An 18,609-nucleotide genomic window follows, 5' to 3' on the forward strand; every position below is an offset into this window, starting at 1 on the left:
TACTCAACGTATCGTATTTTAATTTCTTCCAGCCATCCACTTTCCCGAAGATCTACTCTTTCCCCATAACTGGCTTTGTATCAGGCTGGACCAGCCCCCTGGGTATTCACCTGAAGGCTGTAAAGAGCCCCCCCTGCGCACATGAACAGCCAGTCCCGCTTGGGGCCACCAAAGGTCAGGTTGGACACACCATGAGGCAGGCGGATGCGTCCGATCAAATGCCCTTCGGGGTTGAAGATGAACACCCCGCACAGGCCCAGTGGCCCGCTTACGCCACACCAGAGATTGCCATAAATATCGGCCTTCAGCCCGTCAGGGATCATCTGGACCCCTTCAAAACGCATATTGGTGAACAGCCTCGGATTGGAAAGGGGAAGCTCCTGCCTGTGCAGATCGAACGCATGCACGGCCAGATCCCCATCATGTCCGCCTGCCCCATTCTGCCGCCCTGAAGAAATAACGTACAGGTGCGAAAAATCGGGCGAAAAACATAACCCGTTGGGGTTGGGCAACTGGTCCTGCGTTAACACGACATCAATCCGCCCCGAAGGATCAACCCGGAACGTGTGATCGGGCTGCCTGTGCATGCCACCCACGGCACCGATCAGTTCCTCGCCCTCCCGCCAGCGAATACGCCCATCGGGGTTGGCCTCTCCTCCGGCGGCGTCGGCGTGGCCTTCTGCCAGACTGTCTCCATACCCCGGGTCCGTAAACCAGATGCTGCCATCAGGATGGGCAATCACATCATTGGGGGAACTCAGGGGTTTGCTCTCAAAGTGATCGGCCACCACATGCACCGACCCATCATGCTCCCAACGCACAACACGGCGCAAAAAATGCTCGCAGGAAATCTGGCGGCCCTGATAATCAAACGTATTGCCGTTGGCATGGTAGGATTCCGGACGGAAAAGCGTCACCTCGCCAGTCTCCCACAGATAACGGTACTGCTGACTGGTAACGGTATCGCTAAACAGCAGGTATCGCCCCTCGGCCGACCATGCCGGACCTTCCAGCCACACCCCGCCATTCCACACACGATGGATGGTCGCATGACCACTGATCAGATCGCGGAAAGAGCGGTCTATCACCATCACATCGGGGTCCGGCGCGTAGGACGGAGGCGCTTCCGGCCCCCATTGCCGGGGCGGCTGGGTGGTTACATCAGGTGGGAAGGCGGTAACCGCCGCACCCGCACTGGTGGCCAGCGCCTGCCGGGGACCACTCAGGCGCGGCAGTAGCAGACCGGCAGACAGGCCGGACAACCCCCTGAGCACATGACGCCTGACCAACCTGTTCCGTAATGAGGTTACCATCTGAGAGTCCCCTGCGCCTTGCCCTGCCAGCAGGCCGCCCATACGGCCTGCGCCCGGCTCGACCTCCCGCCATACCCTGCAACGGGGGGGCTGTCACCTCCGGCAGGCTCCAGTGCGACGCATAACGCTCAGGGAATTCTGGCAACCCTGATCAGGTTGGTGGAGCCGCTCACCCCAAAAGGCACACCTGCGGCAATCACCACCGAATCCCCCGGAGCGCCAATCTGTGCGCGGGCCACAACAGTCAGAGCCTCTTCCACCATCCGTTCTACCGTGGTGGATACCGTGTGCGGCGGGCTGACAAACGCCCGCACACCCCACACAAGAGCCAGCCGCCGTGCGGCCTGCGCCGTGGGCGTAACACCCAGCACCGGGCAGGTCGGGCGTTCACGCGCAATGCGCAGGGCCGTGGCCCCCCTATGCGTATAGGCCACAATGGCGGGAGAGCGCAGAGTGGCTGCAACCTGCTGGGTGGCACTGGCTATGGCGTCAGCCACATAATCCTCCGGAGCAAGACGGGCTGCGGCCATCTGGGCCTGCCAGCCTGCATCCTGCTCCACCCGCCACAAAATACGGTTCATGATCCGCACCGCCTCACGCGGGTATTGCCCGGCTGCCGACTCCGCCGAAAGCATGACCGCATCAGCCCCGTCAAACACCGCGGCCGCCACGTCCGACGCTTCCGCCCGTGTGGGGGTTGGTGCGGTTATCATGCTTTCCAGCATCTGGGTGGCCACCACCACCGGTTTACCCAGCCTGCGGGCCTCGCGGATAATCCGTTTCTGAATAAGGGGAACACTCTCTGGCGGCAGTTCCACCCCCAGATCCCCACGTGCCACCATAACCGCATCGCTCAGGGCCAGAATGGCGGACAGGTTTTCCACTGCCTGAGGTTTTTCCAGCTTGGCCAGCAATGCAGCCCGCTCGCCCACAAGGCTGCGGGCCTGCACCAGATCTTCCGGCCGCTGCACAAAAGAGAGGGCCACATAATCCACTCCCAGTTCCAGCGCGTAGGCCAGATCCACCTTGTCCTTTTCCGTCAGGGCCGGAATAGGCAGCGCCACATCAGGCACATTCACCCCTTTATGGTCGGAGAGCGGGCCACCAATTTCCACCCGTGTTGCCAGCCAGTCCGGTCCGGCCTCCTCCACCACCACGGCCAGTTTGCCATCATCCATCAGCAGACGGCTGCCCGGTGTGGCCACCTTGATAATTTCGGGGTGGGGGAGTTGCACGCGCGTGGCGTCCCCCAGCGTGTCGGACAGATCAAACCGGAAAGGCGCACCCGGCACCAGTTCGACCTTGCCATCCCTAAAGCGCCCAACCCGCAGCTTTGGCCCCTGCATGTCGGCCAGAATACCAATGGGGCGGCCCAGTTCGGCCTCAACCTGCCTGACAAAAGCATGGCGGCTGGCATGATCGGCATGTGTGCCGTGGGAGAAATTGAAGCGGAACACATCCGCCCCTGCCAGAGCAAGGTCACGGATGGTTGCGTAATCAGAGGAAGCAGGGCCAAGTGTTGCAACAATTTTGGTGCGACAGGCCACGACCTCTGTTTTTTTGCTATCCGGCGTTGTGACAAGAGACATGAACCAGTTTCTCCTTAACAATCCGCCGGAAAAGTTCAGGAGGGGCTGATCACGTCCTCAGCATCCACCCCCCAGATGGCCCGGCGGGGCACCCATCCGTTATACTGCTTGACCGAAACCTTGCACCAGGCCGAGCCGGCCGCACACTCCCGGACCGAGCCAACCGTACCCGGCCGCAGCACGGCCACGATGGCGGCATCCTCACTGGCACCTGCGCGCATGAACACCACACCGGACAGTTTTGCCGCGTCCTGCGCCGTACCAACACTGGCTACGACCCGAGCATCCATATGCCCCGAAGGCAAGGCCTTTTCGCCATCCTTACCGGCCTGTGCGGGCACGGGCGTTTCGTCCCCGGGAGGTTCACCGGGGATCAGAAAATCGCGCCCACCCGCCAGTGTGGCCTGCTGCATCCAGCCCTTTTGCCCGGTGGGGTCTTCCACCAGACGCCAGACATCAAATTCCCGTTCCACCCGCACCGGCATACCCCGGCGATGATAGACCCACAGAATGGGAAAACGCTGCCCCGGCCCAGCCCGCATGTTCACTTCATCCGAGCGCAGGGCGGCATAACGTGGCAGCGGCAGGCCGGTTACACTCCCTTTTGCGGGGTCGTTCTGTACGCCAGCATCGGGTGCTCCCATGTCAGGCGTACCGGATGCGGGAGCCGCCGCAGCGGCACCAGCCGCAGCCGTTGCGGCCGCAGCCCCTGTGGCAGCAGCCACAGCATGGTGATGCGCAGGAGCATGGTGCGCTGGTCTGGCCTTCGCGGCCTCATGCTTTTTGGAGTGCGCGCCTTTTTTGCCGCGCCGCGCGGCAGCGGTCTCATGTTTGCCTCTGGTTCTGCTCCCGGCCTTGTGCGCGGCTGTGGCCTGTGGGGCCGTCAGGGCGTGTTTATGGTGTTTGTGGAGCGGAGGCGCCACACCATCGGCCGCAACACCGGCAGACGCCGTGATGCCAGAAAAAGCCACCATGCAGCCCGTCACGCAGGCAAGCAGGCGAAACCGGAAAAAGGAGCGAGTGCACATCATGGCTGCATCCCTGCCAAGAGAGTGACGCGGGGGCAAGAGGCCGCACACACTTCGCACGTGACTTTACGTTTCACAGCAGGACAGACTTGCGTCACAACCCTGTTCAAACCTGCCTTTGCATGCACGTTCATCCGTTAAAACACGAGTTGTCTGGCTTGGCCAGCCCGGTCAAAAAAACTCGGCAGCCCTACGGTTTCAACCCCTTCCAGCAGGTCCTGTGCCTTCAGCCCCAGTGTTTTTACACCGGAGTCGCACACCATAAGGGTCACTCCCATATCCACCACCGCCTCACGCAGGTCATCCAGCCCGGCAACGCCCGCATGCGCCCGCATGCGCCCGCCTTCGGCTCCATCCAGCCCGTTCCACTCCCTGCAAAAGGCGCATACTCCAGCCCCCATGCCAAACAGCAGAACGTTCTGCCCCATAGCCGCAGCCGTGGCCGCCAGCATGTAAGCCGCGTGAATACGCTCGTATCGGGCCTCCACGACCAGCAAGGCCAGATCGCAGGGGGGAGTATGCACCTCAGCCATGAGCATGCCCTCCGCCACAGACCGTACAGGCCGGGTCAGCTGTCAGGGTCATGGTTGTAAACCTCATGCGCAGGGCATCCCACATCAGCAGTTCCCCCGCACCCGTGTTGCCAAGGCCCAGTATCTGCTTGAGCACCTGCGTTGCCTGCAACGTGCCCATAACACCTGTCACCGCGCCAAACACACCGGCATCACCACAGCTCAGGCCGGATGCCTGCCCGTCTGTTGCAGGGTACAGGCAGTTATAGCACCCGCCCCCTGCCGTGGGGCTGAATGTAGCCAACTGCCCTTCAAACCGCTGCACTGCGGCAGAGACCAGTACCCTGCCAGCCTGTACGCACGCAGCGTTGACCGCGTAGCGGGTGGCAAAGTTGTCGCACCCATCGCACACAAGGTCATACCGGGTGACAAGATCGTGGGCATTACCGGCATTGAGCCGCATATCCCATGCCTCCACCACAATCTCGGGGTTCAGGGCGGCCAGCTGCTCACGCGCGGTGTCCACCTTTTTGCGCCCCACGCCGCGCGTGGTGTGCAGCACCTGCCGCTGAAGGTTGGACAGTTCGACCACATCATCATCCACCAGACCGATTCGGCCCACGCCTGCGGCAGCCAGATACAAAGCTGCTGGCGCACCTAGCCCACCAGCCCCCACCACAAGCACGGAAGCATTTTTTAACGCGACCTGCCCCGTGCCGCCGACCTCGGGCAACAGAATGTGGCGGGAATAGCGCTGGATTTCATTTTCGCTGAGGTCAAGCTGCATGGGTCTTCTGTATCCGCTCCTGAGTAGTCCGGGGCATATGCTCCCCCTTACGCGTTATGAATGCCCCAGACACTGAGCAACAAAGGTCACATTTTTGTAATAACACAGGGAACCACACACATTATTATCTGGTTAGAAGATGGTATCTGGTTTATAAGAATTGCATCAAACGCATATGAGGAATGTGTAACATGACAACCTTCACCCAGCCCGGACCCGCAGTCCGGCCAGCCAGTCTGCCCCGCCGCCAGACCGCGCGCCGGGTGTGTGTTGCCACGGCGGCTGCATCGTTTGGCCTGTATCTGGCCTCCCCTTTTGTCACGTTGTGGTCTGTCGCCACCGACCTGCAACGCCACGATGCCGCAGCCCTTGGCCGGATGATCAACTGGGGTGCGCTTGATGCCTCGCTCAAACGGCAGACACTGGCTGGCCTGCACCTGAACATCCAGCCCGCAGCGGATGAACTGCCTGATTTTGGGTCATCCTTTGCCACGACAGCCGTATCCAACGCAGTGGATACCACGGTCACGCAGGCCAACCTTGGCACATTGCTGGATGAGGCCCTGCCCACCGCAGCGTCTTCGGCGCAGTCCGGTACGCCGTCCTTTGCATCTCTGGCCACACGGGCTTCGGTCCATTTCAACCGGCTGAACCAGTTTGTTATGGAACTCCCCCTGCCCGGCCATGAGCACGAAACACCCCTGCGGGTTGAATTGCGTATTCAAGGCTGGAAGTGGAAAATTACCAACGTGGAATTGCCCGTGCGACGCGCTCCCATCATGCAGGCATCGGCCACGCCTTCCAACACCTGAAAACAGGCGGAGCGGAACCCACAAAAAAGCCAGTCCTCCCTTGCGGCGGACTGGCTTTTTGCTGTCGCTACAGTTCAGGCGCGGGGCAGGTCTTCTTCCAGCACCACCATATTTATGGCGTAGCTGACATCACCATCTTCATCATCACGATGGACGGTGCCGATAACTTCGCCCTTTACGGCCAGTTCGACCGACATACCTGCACGCGGGGCTGGGTTTACAGTCAGTTCAGGTGAACCCAGCAGGCGGCGCAGCGCGCTCTGGAGGCGGGTGATCTCTGAAGCAGAAAGAGAAGCGCTCATGTCATTCATTCCTTAGTCGAGCCAAATCACGCATCAGGAAAAACAGGGCACGGGGCGTATCCGATCATCCCGCCAAAGGTGAACGACCATAAACCCGGCGTGCGCGCCTTCCGATCTGTTCCGCACCCTATAGGCCATCCCGCTCGGGCGGGGCAACCTTTGGCAGATGTGCCACGCCCTTGCCATGCCCGCGCCACTTTCCACCATGCAACTGTCTCTCTCATCAAGGGAGATACCTACATCGTGCGAGCACTGCGCCCTCTTTTGTCCGCTCTGCTGATCAGCCTGTCCGCCGGGCTGTGTGTTATGGCCACGCAGGACAGGCCCCTGCCACCGACCATACAGAGCGACAGAACGGATCATGTGCTGTACATGGCAACGCATGATGGCGTGGCCCAGACGGCAACAGCACTCTCCCGCCCCCATGGGTGGGACGATGTGATGCAGGCTCTGGCACAGGGCAGGCCGGAAGCCGCCCGCATTGTGGCTACCGTTCTGCCACAGACCGACGCCCGTACGGCCCGGACACTGGAGCACACGCTGCAACGCCTGCTCCCCCGCCAGCCTGCAATGGTGCTGAGCGCGACCGGGCCCAATGCGGCCGCAACTGGCAGTACCAGAAACATCTGCTCGCCCACGGGCATGTCCACCACATGGCGCAGACAGGCCGAACAGGCCGTGACCACAGTCCATGACATCCGTCTGGCTACGCGCGCGCAAACCTGCCTGCACACACTCCAGCGCAGGACTCCGTCCGCCTGAGTTGAATTTTTTCTAACATTTTTGAAAAACACTGATTTGTTAACCAGATTTTTTTAATTTTTATCGAAAAATAGCGCTGCATTCCGTATAAGCAATGCAGCACACGCAAATGCGATATGACATGAGCGCATTTATAGCAATAATGGTAATATAAGTAATTCATTATTTGAATGAATTACCGGACCTGATAAAAATAACAAGAAGTGACCTCGGCCCATGACCGTAATCACCAGCCACACCGCTCCAAAACCGACCGGCACAGCACGCCACCCCTCGCCCGGTCTGCGCGGTTACACGCCTTCTCTGGCGCTGCGTACCGGGCTTCTGGCCTCTGGCTCGGCCCTGCTCTGCCTATGGGCAGCCCCCATCCGGGCCGAAACCGCGCCTAATGCCGCATATCTCCATATGCCGCACACACAGCCGGACACGCAGCCAGACACGACGGTGGCCACCACCACCGTCACTGCCCCTGCGCATGTTACGGGAGCGCGCATTGTTACGATTACCCCCCCTGCATCCACGCCCCCCCAGTCCAGTTTTTGGGATAACAGCCGACTGCTCCCTCCCCTGAGCAGCCGCCCAGAAGCCTACGGCCAGCCCCAGTCGCTTGAACTCAAGCCCCTGCCAACAGCACTGCTGCATCAGGGACCGTGGGGCGTGTTCAACACCAATACCGGAGCAGCCGCAGGCTTTGGCACCGTAGGGTATTATGCCGTCTCCCGCTGGGCGGAAGACTGGTCGAACCTGCGCGACAAACGCAACCGGCTGGACCCCATGGACGTGCTCAAATACATTCCGTTCAACACGGAAGGCGATATTTACCTGTCACTGAGCGGCAACTTCCGGCAACACAATTTTTATGACCAGCGCGCAGGATTTGGCTCGACCAAAAAAGAGCCTTCCTACCGCAACAACTTCCGCTGGAATACGGGCGCGGACCTGCATCTGGGCGAACATGTCCGCCTGTATGGGGAGTTGATGAGCGGTCAGGCGGCGGGGGTCAATTACTATGGCTATGCCGGAGGCCGCTGGCGCAGCCGGCTGGATGTGCAACAGGCCTTTGTGGAAGTGCGCGGCAAGGTGCTTAACGCCACCGTGGGCGGCATGGCAGGACGCATGACCTTTCTGGATGCGCCGCCCTACTTTACTGGAGGGAGCGTGTACCCTTCCCTGCCCTATTCATGGAATGGCCTGCGGGGCTATGCGTTCTGGAAAAACTTCCGCATAGACGGGTTTTACCTGACCCTGACCAACACTGCGCCTTCGGCCATGTTCCACGATCAGGTCGGGTGGAACTCGCGTCTGTTCGGAGCCTATACATCCTATGCGGTACCCAGCTTCAAGTTTCTGGGGCGCAACAGTCAGGTGTTTGTGGATACTTTCTATCTGGGGTTCATTCTCTCCAAAAGTGCCCTGCCCACTCTGGAGGGTGGCTCCATTGCGGGCTCCACCCACCGCGACACGCCGGGCACACGCATATGGGGCAATGCTGGCCCGCTGGAATTTTCGGTCGGCGCCATGTGGCAGGGGGGTGAGTTCCGCGCGGCCAAAAACGGACCAACACGCCCTGTTTCCGCCTATGCCATTGATGCCACGCTCTCCTGGCGATTTGCAAAATGGCCCGGCCATCCTGCCATTGGCATACAGGTGGACAGTATCTCTGGCGGGAATATGCACAAAGACCAGAACAGTTCCTGGGGCAGCTTCATGTCCCCCTACATACCCAGCGCCTACTATCTGGATATAAGCACCTATATCGGTCAGTCGAACCTGATCGACGTAGGCCCCATTGCCACCATCGCTCCCACGCCCAACACCACCTTACTGCTCAAGGTGCCCGCCGTGTGGCGCAACAGCCGACAGGATGCCATTTATGCCAGCGGCACCGCCTTTTACGCCTATCGCCCGCACGGGGCCTACACAGCCACCATGCCACAGGCCAGCTTTACCTGGCGGGCCACACGCCACATTACGCTTGGCATTGACGGAGAATACATTTTTGCCTCGCACACCATGACCAATGCCGGAGCTACATCTGGCGCGTTTGTACAAAGCAACATTGAACTGACCTTCTGACCCGCTTTGGGGCAGACAAATCCCGGTGAGCATCGTATGTGCACAAAAGAGCGGAGGATTGCGGCCTGCCCGCAAACCCTCCGCCCTTAGACCGTACGCGAGGGAACGCCTGACCACCCGCATGATGGATGGCGCAACCTCCATGACCCTCCGGGAGAGACAGGACGCATGACCAGCCCGAACCCCCAACGGGAACTCACACTCCGTGGTCTACTGCTTGGCGCGCTTATTACCATCGTATTTACCGCATCCAATGTGTATCTGGGCCTGCGGATCGGGCTGACATTTGCCTCATCCATACCTGCTGCGGTTATTTCCATGGCCGTGCTGCGCCTTATGGGCGGGGGCACCTTGCTGGAAAACAACATGGTGCAAAGTCAGGCTTCGGCCGCGGGCACCCTGTCCTGCGTGTTTGCGACCTTTCCGGGGCTGATTATTGCCGGGTTCTGGACGCATTTTCCCTTCTGGCAGACGGCGGGGCTGTCCTTTGCCGGCGGGGTGCTGGGGGTACTGTTCACCATCCCGCTCCGGCGCGCGCTGGTAACACAAAGTAGCCTGCCCTACCCCGAAGGTGTGGCCGCGGCCGAAATCCTGCGCGCAGGGGCAGACAGAAGCAACCAGCGCGGCCTGCAGGCATTGATCAGCGGCGGGGTCATGGCCTCTGTTTTTTCGTTTTGCAGTGGTGGCCTGCGCCTGCTGGGCGATGGGCTTAACCTGACCGCAAGTGCGGGGAGTGCCGTATTCCAGCTTAGTGCCGCGTTTTCCCCCGCGCTGATCGGGGCGGGGTATCTGGTTGGTCTGAGCGGGGGCATGGCCATGCTGACAGGCTGCATACTGGCATGGGGCGTGGGCGTGCCCTGGCTGACCAGCCTGTTACCCAACCCCGCGCACCTGCCTCCCGCCCAGTTTGCGCAGGACATATGGCTGCACAAGGTCCGCTTTGTGGGGGCTGGCACCATTGCCATTGCCTCCCTCTGGACCCTGATCGAGCTCATGCCCCCCGTGCTGCGGGGCATACGCACCATGCTGCAACGTACAACGGGCCTGACTGCCACAACAGACAAGGACCTTTCCGTCCGCACCATGGGGGGGCTTATGGTGGGGTCCATGCTGCTATTGGCTGGTTTTTTTGCCGCCTTTCTGGCCCCCGTGGCGCACGGGTTCTGGCCTATTGTTGGCGTGGCTGTGGTATTCTGCGTTGTATTCGGCTTTGTCATGGCCGCAGCCTGCGGGTACATGGCCGGTATTGTGGGGTCATCCTCCTCCCCCATTTCAGGCATTATCATTATTGGCGCAGTCTTGTGCGCGCTGATGATTCTGGCGCTTGAGGCTCTGGGCCTGACACCTGACGCCATGATGGCGGATGGCCAGAAACTGGCCACAGCGTTTACCATCCTGCTCCTGTCGGCCATTACCGCTACCATCGCCATTTCCAACGACAACCTGCAAGACCTCAAGACCGGCCAGCTTGTAGGGGCCACCCCGTGGAAGCAGGAAGTCGCACTTATAGCGGGTTGCCTTGTTGGGGCTGCGGTTATCCCGCCCGTTCTCAACCTGCTGTATCAGGCGTACGGGTTTACTGGCGCCATGCCCCGCCCCGGCATGGACCCGGCCCATGCCCTGTCTGCCCCCCAACCTGCCCTGATCACACTGATCGCCAAAGGTATTTTTACCCATTCACTGGACTGGAGCATGCTTTGCACCGGCATAGCACTTGGGGTGGGGCTGGTCGTGCTCGACCTTGGCCTGCGCCGCCGGGGGCAGGCTCTCCCGCCGCTGGGTGTGGCCGTGGGCCTGTACCTGCCAGCCTCCGTCAGCCTGACACTGGCCTGCGGGGCCATACTGGGATGGGTGCTCAAGCGGATCAGCCGTAACCGACAGGCCACCAGCACCACCGGCCAGAGCAGCCCGGAGGGTGGTTCCACCGGCACCATGCTGGCATCTGGCTTTATTGTGGGGGAAAGCCTGACCGGGGTGTTACTGGCGGTTCTTTCCGGCGCCACGGGACGGGATAATGCTTTTTCCCTTGCAGCCTTTGTGCCCCAGAACGTACCCGCCATTCTGGGCACGCTGGGTTTTGGCGCATTGTGCTGGGCCTTTGCGCACAAAACACTCCGCGCACCCTGACCTCCCTGCCAGATGGCCAGCCCACAAGGCTGTCAGTGCTGTAAAAGCACCGGCACACGGGGGGTGGCCAGAATATAGTCGGTCACACTGCCCATAAGCCGACTATAGACCATGTTATGCTGGTACCCTCCGAGCACCAGCATGTCGGCGCGGAAGGTTCCGGCCATGTCCAGCAGGGTTTCTCCCACATTGCGGCTATCCGCAACAGGCTGCTGGGTTACGCTTACTCCGGGCAGAATATCCAGCGGCAGCGGGTCACTGGCGGACACGGCCACCTCAACCGCCTTTGCTGCCCCCACAAAGGAGCGGGCAGCAAAGAACGCGCGGCGGCAGGCGGGGGTGTCTTTCCATGCCATGAAAATGCGGTCCCCGCTGGCCTGCGACCAGAATGGGGGCACAAACAGAACGGGGCGACCGGATTCAAAAATGGCGGCACGGGTGGCCACATGCTTTTGGGCGCTGTCCCGGTTATCGGGGAAGCCCAGAATCAGCAGGTCGGCGTCCTTGCCGTACCCTGCAATAATGCGGTCCACCGTAATTTCGGGGTCCAGCCAGTTGACCTCCACCTTGCCCAGCCGGTCTGCGGGAGTGCCATATTCCTGCGCCAGCCATTGCTGGAAGCGGGTATGCAGGGCATCGGCCCATTCGCGCTGTCTGGCCCGCAGGGTCTGGGCCTGTGTATCGGAAAACCCCATACGCCCCAGAATCTGCTCCGGAGGTTCCCGCGCGGCCAGCACATCAATCCGCTGCATCCCCCGAATACGGGTGAGCGCCTGCGCTGCCATACTCAGCAAAACCTCGGTCTGGTCCAGTTGGCTGAGAATAACAAGGCACCGTTGCATGCACTCCCCCCCTCGCACACCATAAATTACGGGCCTGACTGTGGCACACCTGCCCTCTCTCTGGAAGGTGAAGAAAAAACGGGCCCCTGCCCCTCGCATTCAGCGGCAAAGCTGGGCAAAACTGCCCCACCATGCGCCATACGCGCCAGAGCAGAGGAAAGAGCAGAACAGTGTTGCTAAACGTGAGCGAGCGCGGCCCCGAACACCCAACGCCCGAAAAAACCCTGCCGGTTGTGCTGCTGCATGGCCTGTTTGGCCGGGCGCGCAATCTGGGTTTTGTGCAGCGCAAGCTGGCCACAACCCGGCGTACGCTGGCCATGGACCTGCGTAACCACGGCAACAGCCCCCACGGCCCCATGAGCTACCCCACCATGGCGCAGGATGTGCTGGACACAATGGAGCACCTCCACGCCAGCCCCGCCATTATGCTCGGCCATTCCATGGGAGGCAAAACCGCCATGATGGCAGCCCTGACCTACCCGACCGCCATACGCGCCCTGATTGTGGTGGACATAGCCCCCGCACAGGGCGGGTTTGACCGGCTGGACCTGCCCGACACTCTGGACAGGCTGCAATTCCCCCCATATCTGGACCTGCACGGTGCCAACGACCTGCTGCGCCCCTATATTGCGAGTGATGCGGTACGCCAGCTTATGGCGCAGAACATACGGCAGGGGGATAACCCCGGCTGGGCCATTGGCCTGCCCGATATTCTGGCCGCCATGCCCGACATCATGGGCTGGCCCCAGCTTGCCCCGGACTTACGCTATGAGGGGCCAACCCTGTTCATTCGCGGGGAAAACTCTCCCTATATCAGCCCGGATAACTACCCGGCCATGCGGGCACTTTTTCCCAACTACCGGCTGGAGAGCATTCGCGGTGCGGGCCACTGGGTCCATGCCGATGCCCCCCAGCGCTTTACCGAACTGGTGGAAGAGTTTCTGGCCAATATTCCCTAAAGCCCCGCACACGCGGGATACGCCCTTACGCCAGAGTAACCGGCAGGCCAGCCATATCCTGCGCAACGGCCTCGGCCATGCGAATACCGTCCATAGCGGCGGAGAGGATCCCCCCGGCATACCCTGCCCCTTCCCCCGCAGGGTAAAGGCCGGGTGTGTTGATGGACTGGCCATCCTCCCCCCGTGGCACGCGGATAGGGGAGGACGTGCGGGTTTCCACCCCGGTCATGACCGCATCATCCATGGTAAAGCCGCGTAGTTTGCGCTCGAACCGGGGCAGGGCTTCCCGCAGGGCCTCCACCACAAAATCCGGCAGGCAGGTGGACAGGTCCGCTGGCGTGACACCCGGCTTGTAGGAGGGCACCACATCCCCCAGCGCGGTGGAAGGACGACCGGCCAGAAAATCCCCCACACGCTGGGCAGGAGCGCGGTAATCCCCGCCTCCAGCCAGAAATGCCTGCCGCTCCCAGTGGCGCTGGTAGGCAATACCTGCCAGCGGGTCATCCGGGTAGTCCTCACCGGGGCGCAGTTCCACCACCATGCCCGAATTGGCGTTCCGTTCGGCACGGGAATACTGGCTCATGCCGTTGGTAACGACCTGCCCTTCCTCCGATGTTGCCGCCACGACCGTACCGCCGGGACACATGCAGAAGGAATACACGCCCCGCCCATTGGCTGCGTGGTGGACCAGCCTGTACTCGGCAGCCCCCAACTGCTCATTGCCTGCGCTGGGGCCAAACTGGGCCGTATCAATAACCGATTGCGGGTGCTCGATCCGCACCCCCATGGAAAAGGGTTTGGCCTGCATGCTCACACCCTGTTTTTGCAGCATGGCAAACGTATCGCGCGCACTGTGGCCCACGGCCAGCACAACATGGTCTGCTGCAATCACCTCCCCGCTGGAAAGGCGTACCCCTTCCACCTTGCGGGTGGATGCGTTGAGCAGCAGGTCATCCACCCTGGCCCCGAAGCGGTATTCTCCACCGGCCTGCTCCACCTCCTGACGGATGTGCTCCACCATGGACACCAGCCGGAACGTGCCAATATGGGGGTGCGCCAGATACAGGATATCCTCCGGAGCACCGGCCTTTACAAACTCCTCCAGCACCTTGCGGCCCAGAAAGCGCGGGTCCCGCACCTGACTGTAGAGTTTACCGTCGGAAAAAGTACCCGCCCCGCCCTCACCAAACTGGACGTTGCTCTCCGGGGTCAGCACCGAGTGACGCCACAGGGCAAACGTGTCCACCGTACGTTCACGCACAACCTTGCCGCGCTCAAGCAGCAGGGGCCGCAACCCCATGCGGGCCAGAATCAGGGCCGCCATAAACCCGCATGGCCCGGCCCCGATAATAATGGGGCGTTTATACCCTTCCGCCGCGGCAAGGGCTGCGCCATTGGTAATGGGCGCATGCCAGGCCATGTCCGGCGCGAATTGTACGTGGGTGTTGCCGGGATGCGCGCTCCGGTAACGGGCCAGCACATCTGCCTCGTCCCGCACGGCGCAATCCAGCGTGTACACAAGCCATATGGCAGAGCGGCGGCGTGCATCATGCCCACGCTTGAACACGGTATAGTGTTCCAGCGCATCCGCACCAATGCCCAACCGCTCACAGATCGCCTGCCGGAGTGCCTCGGGCGGGTGGTCCAGCGGTAGCCGCAGTTCAGTCAGACGGAGCATGGGGCGTGTTCATCCAGTATAATTGCAAATGAGGCAAAACGATCCTCTGGCTCCTTCCCTATTCTGGAACAGCTTGGGCGTGCAACGCCTGCCGTGCAATCGGTGGAGGATATTCCACTTCCATTCCGCGGCAACCCACCCTAGATAAAGCGACAACCCTGAAATAGCGCCACCCCACGGCCCCTTGTGTGAATGAAAGCAGCCACAGACATGCCAGCCACAGACATGCCAACGCATGACCATACGGACCATTCGGGCTGCGCAGGCCATACCGGCCCCTCGCCCTGCACGCATGAGCATGAGCATGAGCATGAGCATGAGCATGAGCATGAGCATGAGCATGAGCATGAGCATGAAGATAACGGGGCAGCCTGCACGCACAAGCACGGATTTGGCCACCACCACGTGCACACACCCACCTCCTTTGGCACGGCTTTTGCCGTAGGAATTGCCGTTAACTCGCTTTATCTGGTGGCCGAGGCGGTATGGGGTGTTTATGCCCATTCGCTCTCGCTCATTGCCGATGCGGGACATAATCTCTCAGACGTGCTCGCACTGGCCGCCGCGTGGCTGGCCGAGTACCTCTCCCGCAAAAGCCCGACCGTGCGCTTTACCTATGGGTTGCGCCGCTCCTCCATTCTGGCCGCACTGGCCAATGCAATCATTCTCATGCTGGTCACTGGCGGCGTTGCGTGGGAGGCCATCCACCGCCTGATGCACCCCACCCCGGTTGCGGGCATGACCATGATGGTGGTTGCAGGCATTGGCATTGTGGTAAACGGTGCCTCCGCCATGCTGTTTGCCGCCGGACAGAAAGGGGATCTGAACATTCGCGGGGCCTTTTTGCACCTCATGGCCGATGCCCTGACATCCCTTGCCGTGGTTATTGCCGGGGGGCTGGTGCTGCTGACCCATGTTGCATGGATAGACCCCGCCATAAGCCTTGCCATTTCCGTTGTGGTGGTCCTGAGCACATGGTCCCTTCTGCGGGATTCGCTGGATATGGCGCTGGATGCGGTCCCGCGTGAGGTGGACCCCAGTGCAGTGGAAAGCTTTCTGCGCAACACCCCCGGCGTTGCGGACCTGCATGACCTGCACATCTGGCCCATAAGCACGACCGAAACCGCCCTGACCGTGCATCTGGTCCGCAGCACAAACGCTGCTGATGCGCAAAGCGATAGCCACCTGCTCGACACACTTGTCACCACCCTGCGCAAGCGCTTTGGCATTGCTCACCCCACCGTGCAGATGGAAACACAGGATTACGGCCCCACGTGCCATCTGTCTGACCCGCACACCGTCTAACACCAGACAAACAAGAACCTATGCCCGAACTCCCGCTCCCCAGAAGCAACCGGGGCCTTGCCGTTGTCAGCCTGTTTGTCAGCCTTGTGGCACTGGGGCTCAAATACACAGCCTTTGCCGTAAGCGGCAGCGTTGCCCTGCATGCAGATGCCATAGAAACCATTATCAACGTGGTCGCCGCCGCAGGGGGGCTATGGGCGTTAAGCGTTGCAGAGCGCCCGGCGGACCACAACCACACCTATGGCCACTACAAGGCGGAATACCTGTCCGCCGTGGCCGAGGGAACGCTGGTGGTCATTACCGCATTTGTTATCGGGCGCGAGGCCGTGGAAGGCTGGCTGAACCCCCACCCCGCACTGGCACCATGGAACGGCCTGCTGCTGAATGGGGCGGCAACCTGCGTTAATCTGGGCTGGGGGCTGATCATGCTCCGTGCCGGGCAGGCCCGCCATTCCCCCGCCCTTATTGCCGGGGGGCAGCATGTGCTGTCCGATGTGTGGACGGGTGTGGCCCTTGTGGCCGGTGTTGCGCTGATCCCCCTGCTGGGCTGGCCACAACTGGATGCGGTTCTGGCCGGGCTGGTGGCCCTGAACGTGCTGCGGGTTGGCTGGGAAGTCATGCGGGACTCCATTGCCGGGCTGATGGACGAGGCCCCGGACGCCCAGACACTGGGCGAAATCGGCGCAATTATTACGGCTAACGGGCATGGAGCCATTCAGGCGCATGATATCCGCACCCGCATTGTGGGGGCCATGACATTCCTTGAGTTCCATCTGGTTGTACCAGGCACCATGAGCGTAAAGGCCGCGCATGACATATGTGACCGCATTGAACTCGCCCTGCGCGCGCATATGGGCAGCACGCTGGTCCATATTCACATAGAACCGGAAACCTGCGCCAAGCACGATAATACGGTCCTGAACATACCACCCACAGGGATATCCCCCGCCAGCTTCGGTTCTTCAGCAGAAAAATAAACAGAAAACCGTCATAAAAGACGGTAATGTCTTTCTTCTGCCGCATGAAATGTTAAACTGTGTCGCATCTTTTTTCTTTTGTGCAAGAGATGCCTCATGCCCTCCGCGAGCGTGATACCCACCGCAGAGTCCCTGCGCCATCTGCGTGAACACGCCAAGGCTGGCACCGTAAGCTGGCGGCGCAAGTTTATGTACTGGTCGGGGGCGGTTCTGGTTGGTGTGGTTGCCGTGGCCTTCGCCGGGCTGGCGGACAAGGCGGCACATGTGCGCACCATTCTTGTGCACATCAACCCCTGGCTGATGCTGCTGGTGACCCCGCTGGGGCTGGCCCTTTCCACCTGGCTGACCCGCACATGGTTCCGCGGCGCGCAGGGCAGCGGTATTCCGCAGGCCATTGCCTGCATGCACCTGCATGACATGACCATTGTGGACAAGGTTCTGGCCCTGCGGATTGCACTGGCCAAAATCTGCCTGACCTGCCTTGGCTTGCTCAGTGGCGCCTCCATCGGACGTGAAGGGCCAACCGTACAGGTGGGGGCGTCCATCATGCACACGGTGGGCCGCCTTGCTGGCCTGACCGATGTGACCAAGCAGCGCGCCCTGATCAAGGCTGGCGGGGCTGCCGGGGTAGCGGCCGCCTTTAATACCCCACTTGCTGGCATTGTGTTTGGCATAGAAGAACTAGCCCACTCCTTTGAGCAGCGCACCAGCGGCACCATGCTGACCTGCGTGGTTGTTTCCGGCGTAACCGCCATTGCCCTTGTGGGGAACTACACCTATTTCGGCCACACCTATTCCGCCGTGCCGGTTGGGGCAAGCTGGCTGGCCGTGGTGGTCTGCGGAGTTGTGGGGGGGCTGTGCGGGGGCATGTTCTCGGCCCTTCTGGTCCGTATTTCCCGCGGGATTCCGGGGGCATTCGGGCGGTTTATCAGCCTGCGCCCCGTTCTGTTCGCCGCGTTGTGCGGGCTGGCGCTGGCCATAATCGGCCTGCTTTGCGGCGGCATGACCTATGGCACGGGCTACATGCAGGCCCGTGACATTATTATGGGCTCCGACCAGTACCCGGCCTCGTTCTTTTTGTTCAAGCTGCTGGCCACCCTTATTTCCTACTGTTCGGGTATCCCCGGTGGGCTGTTTGCGCCTTCGCTCTCTGTCGGGGCGGGCATGGGCGGGTGGATCGCGCATTTTCTGCCCCACACCACGCCCGGTGCCGTAGTGCTGCTGGGCACGGTGGCCTACTTTGCCGCGGTCACCCAGTCCCCCCTGACCGCAACCGTTATTGTGATGGAAATGTGCGATAACCAGCAGATCACGCTGGCGCTTATGGCCAGTGCCTTTTTGGCCTTTGGGGTTTCACGCGCATTGTGCAGCCATGCCCTTTACGGCGCGCTAGCCGTGCGGTTCCTGCGTTCTGCCGCCCCCAAACAAAAACCCCAGTCCCTTACAAACACCACGGACACACACGCAAACTAGGCTTTTTACACGCCACGGAAGCTCCGATTATGGCGCGGCCGGGCCGTGCCTCTCTGGTTTCTCATAA

General features: G+C 61.1%; 16 protein-coding genes. 8 read left to right on the forward strand and 8 right to left on the reverse strand.

Features of this window, described 5'->3' with window-relative positions; all coding sequences use genetic code 11:
* Positions 1-80: 80 nt before the first annotated feature.
* The 5 genes from AB2L51_RS09090 to AB2L51_RS09110 form a co-directional block, all read right to left on the reverse strand.
* Positions 81-1,313, reverse strand: coding sequence for an SMP-30/gluconolactonase/LRE family protein (locus tag AB2L51_RS09090; RefSeq protein ID WP_395581031.1), 1,233 nt, complete (start codon positions 1,311-1,313; stop codon positions 81-83).
* 128 nt (positions 1,314-1,441) lie between these two features.
* Complete coding sequence (pyk, locus tag AB2L51_RS09095; RefSeq protein ID WP_395581030.1) at positions 1,442-2,902, reverse strand: pyruvate kinase; 1,461 nt, start codon at positions 2,900-2,902, stop codon at positions 1,442-1,444.
* A gap of 35 nt (positions 2,903-2,937) precedes the next feature.
* Entirely contained in the window at positions 2,938-3,933 is a 996-nt protein-coding gene (locus tag AB2L51_RS09100; protein WP_395581029.1) for an SH3 domain-containing protein, read from the reverse strand.
* 134 nt (positions 3,934-4,067) lie between these two features.
* On the reverse strand, positions 4,068-4,463 hold the full coding sequence (locus AB2L51_RS09105; RefSeq protein WP_395581028.1) for a DsrE/DsrF/DrsH-like family protein: 396 nt from the start codon (positions 4,461-4,463) through the stop codon (positions 4,068-4,070).
* Positions 4,456-5,229 carry a HesA/MoeB/ThiF family protein gene (locus tag AB2L51_RS09110; RefSeq protein WP_395581027.1) on the reverse strand — a complete coding sequence of 258 codons (774 nt, stop codon included), beginning with the start codon at positions 5,227-5,229 and terminating at the stop codon, positions 4,456-4,458. Before AB2L51_RS09110 ends, AB2L51_RS09105 begins: the two co-directional genes overlap by 8 nt.
* Positions 5,230-5,420: 191 nt before the next feature.
* Between AB2L51_RS09110 and AB2L51_RS09115 the strand changes: the two genes are divergently transcribed.
* A complete protein-coding gene (locus AB2L51_RS09115; RefSeq protein WP_395581026.1) occupies positions 5,421-6,041 on the forward strand; it encodes a DUF2939 domain-containing protein in 621 nt (206 codons plus the stop codon).
* A gap of 74 nt (positions 6,042-6,115) precedes the next feature.
* On the opposite strand, the gene AB2L51_RS09120 is transcribed toward AB2L51_RS09115, so the two are convergent.
* Positions 6,116-6,343: a DUF3126 family protein gene (locus AB2L51_RS09120; protein WP_166111106.1), complete on the reverse strand. Its 228-nt coding sequence runs from the start codon at positions 6,341-6,343 to the stop codon at positions 6,116-6,118.
* A gap of 78 nt (positions 6,344-6,421) precedes the next feature.
* On the opposite strand from AB2L51_RS09120, the gene AB2L51_RS09125 reads away from it, so the two are divergent.
* From AB2L51_RS09125 to AB2L51_RS09135, 3 genes are all read left to right on the forward strand, one after another.
* The gene (locus AB2L51_RS09125; protein ID WP_400921619.1) at positions 6,422-7,105 is read left to right on the forward strand and encodes a hypothetical protein; all 684 of its coding nucleotides are present in this window, start codon (positions 6,422-6,424) and stop codon (positions 7,103-7,105) included.
* A 216-nt stretch (positions 7,106-7,321) separates the two neighbouring features.
* Positions 7,322-9,181 (forward strand): alginate export family protein, encoded by a 1,860-nt coding sequence (locus AB2L51_RS09130; RefSeq protein WP_395581024.1) that lies wholly within the window; start codon positions 7,322-7,324, stop codon positions 9,179-9,181.
* A gap of 168 nt (positions 9,182-9,349) precedes the next feature.
* Positions 9,350-11,308, forward strand: coding sequence for an OPT family oligopeptide transporter (locus tag AB2L51_RS09135; RefSeq protein ID WP_395581023.1), 1,959 nt, complete (start codon positions 9,350-9,352; stop codon positions 11,306-11,308).
* A gap of 32 nt (positions 11,309-11,340) precedes the next feature.
* Here AB2L51_RS09135 and AB2L51_RS09140 read toward each other — a convergent pair whose 3' ends face one another.
* The gene (locus AB2L51_RS09140; protein WP_395581022.1) at positions 11,341-12,150 is read right to left on the reverse strand and encodes a universal stress protein; all 810 of its coding nucleotides are present in this window, start codon (positions 12,148-12,150) and stop codon (positions 11,341-11,343) included.
* Positions 12,151-12,320: 170 nt separating this feature from the next.
* Between AB2L51_RS09140 and AB2L51_RS09145 the strand changes: the two genes are divergently transcribed.
* A complete protein-coding gene (locus AB2L51_RS09145; protein WP_395581021.1) occupies positions 12,321-13,109 on the forward strand; it encodes an alpha/beta fold hydrolase in 789 nt (262 codons plus the stop codon).
* Positions 13,110-13,134: 25 nt separating this feature from the next.
* On the opposite strand, the gene AB2L51_RS09150 is transcribed toward AB2L51_RS09145, so the two are convergent.
* Positions 13,135-14,787: an NAD(P)/FAD-dependent oxidoreductase gene (locus AB2L51_RS09150; protein ID WP_395581020.1), complete on the reverse strand. Its 1,653-nt coding sequence runs from the start codon at positions 14,785-14,787 to the stop codon at positions 13,135-13,137.
* Positions 14,788-14,997: 210 nt separating this feature from the next.
* On the opposite strand from AB2L51_RS09150, the gene AB2L51_RS09155 reads away from it, so the two are divergent.
* The 3 genes from AB2L51_RS09155 to AB2L51_RS09165 all read left to right on the forward strand — a co-directional run bounded on the left by AB2L51_RS09155 (position 14,998) and on the right by AB2L51_RS09165 (position 18,542).
* Positions 14,998-16,092, forward strand: coding sequence for a cation diffusion facilitator family transporter (locus tag AB2L51_RS09155; protein WP_395581019.1), 1,095 nt, complete (start codon positions 14,998-15,000; stop codon positions 16,090-16,092).
* A 20-nt stretch (positions 16,093-16,112) separates the two neighbouring features.
* The gene (locus AB2L51_RS09160) at positions 16,113-17,069 is read left to right on the forward strand and encodes a cation diffusion facilitator family transporter (RefSeq protein ID WP_395581018.1); all 957 of its coding nucleotides are present in this window, start codon (positions 16,113-16,115) and stop codon (positions 17,067-17,069) included.
* A 96-nt stretch (positions 17,070-17,165) separates the two neighbouring features.
* Positions 17,166-18,542: a chloride channel protein gene (locus AB2L51_RS09165; RefSeq protein ID WP_395581017.1), complete on the forward strand. Its 1,377-nt coding sequence runs from the start codon at positions 17,166-17,168 to the stop codon at positions 18,540-18,542.
* Positions 18,543-18,609: the final 67 nt, after the last annotated feature.

Origin of the sequence: Acetobacter fabarum, from assembly GCF_040702925.2 — a bacterium.
GTDB classification, from domain to species: domain Bacteria; phylum Pseudomonadota; class Alphaproteobacteria; order Acetobacterales; family Acetobacteraceae; genus Acetobacter; species Acetobacter fabarum_B.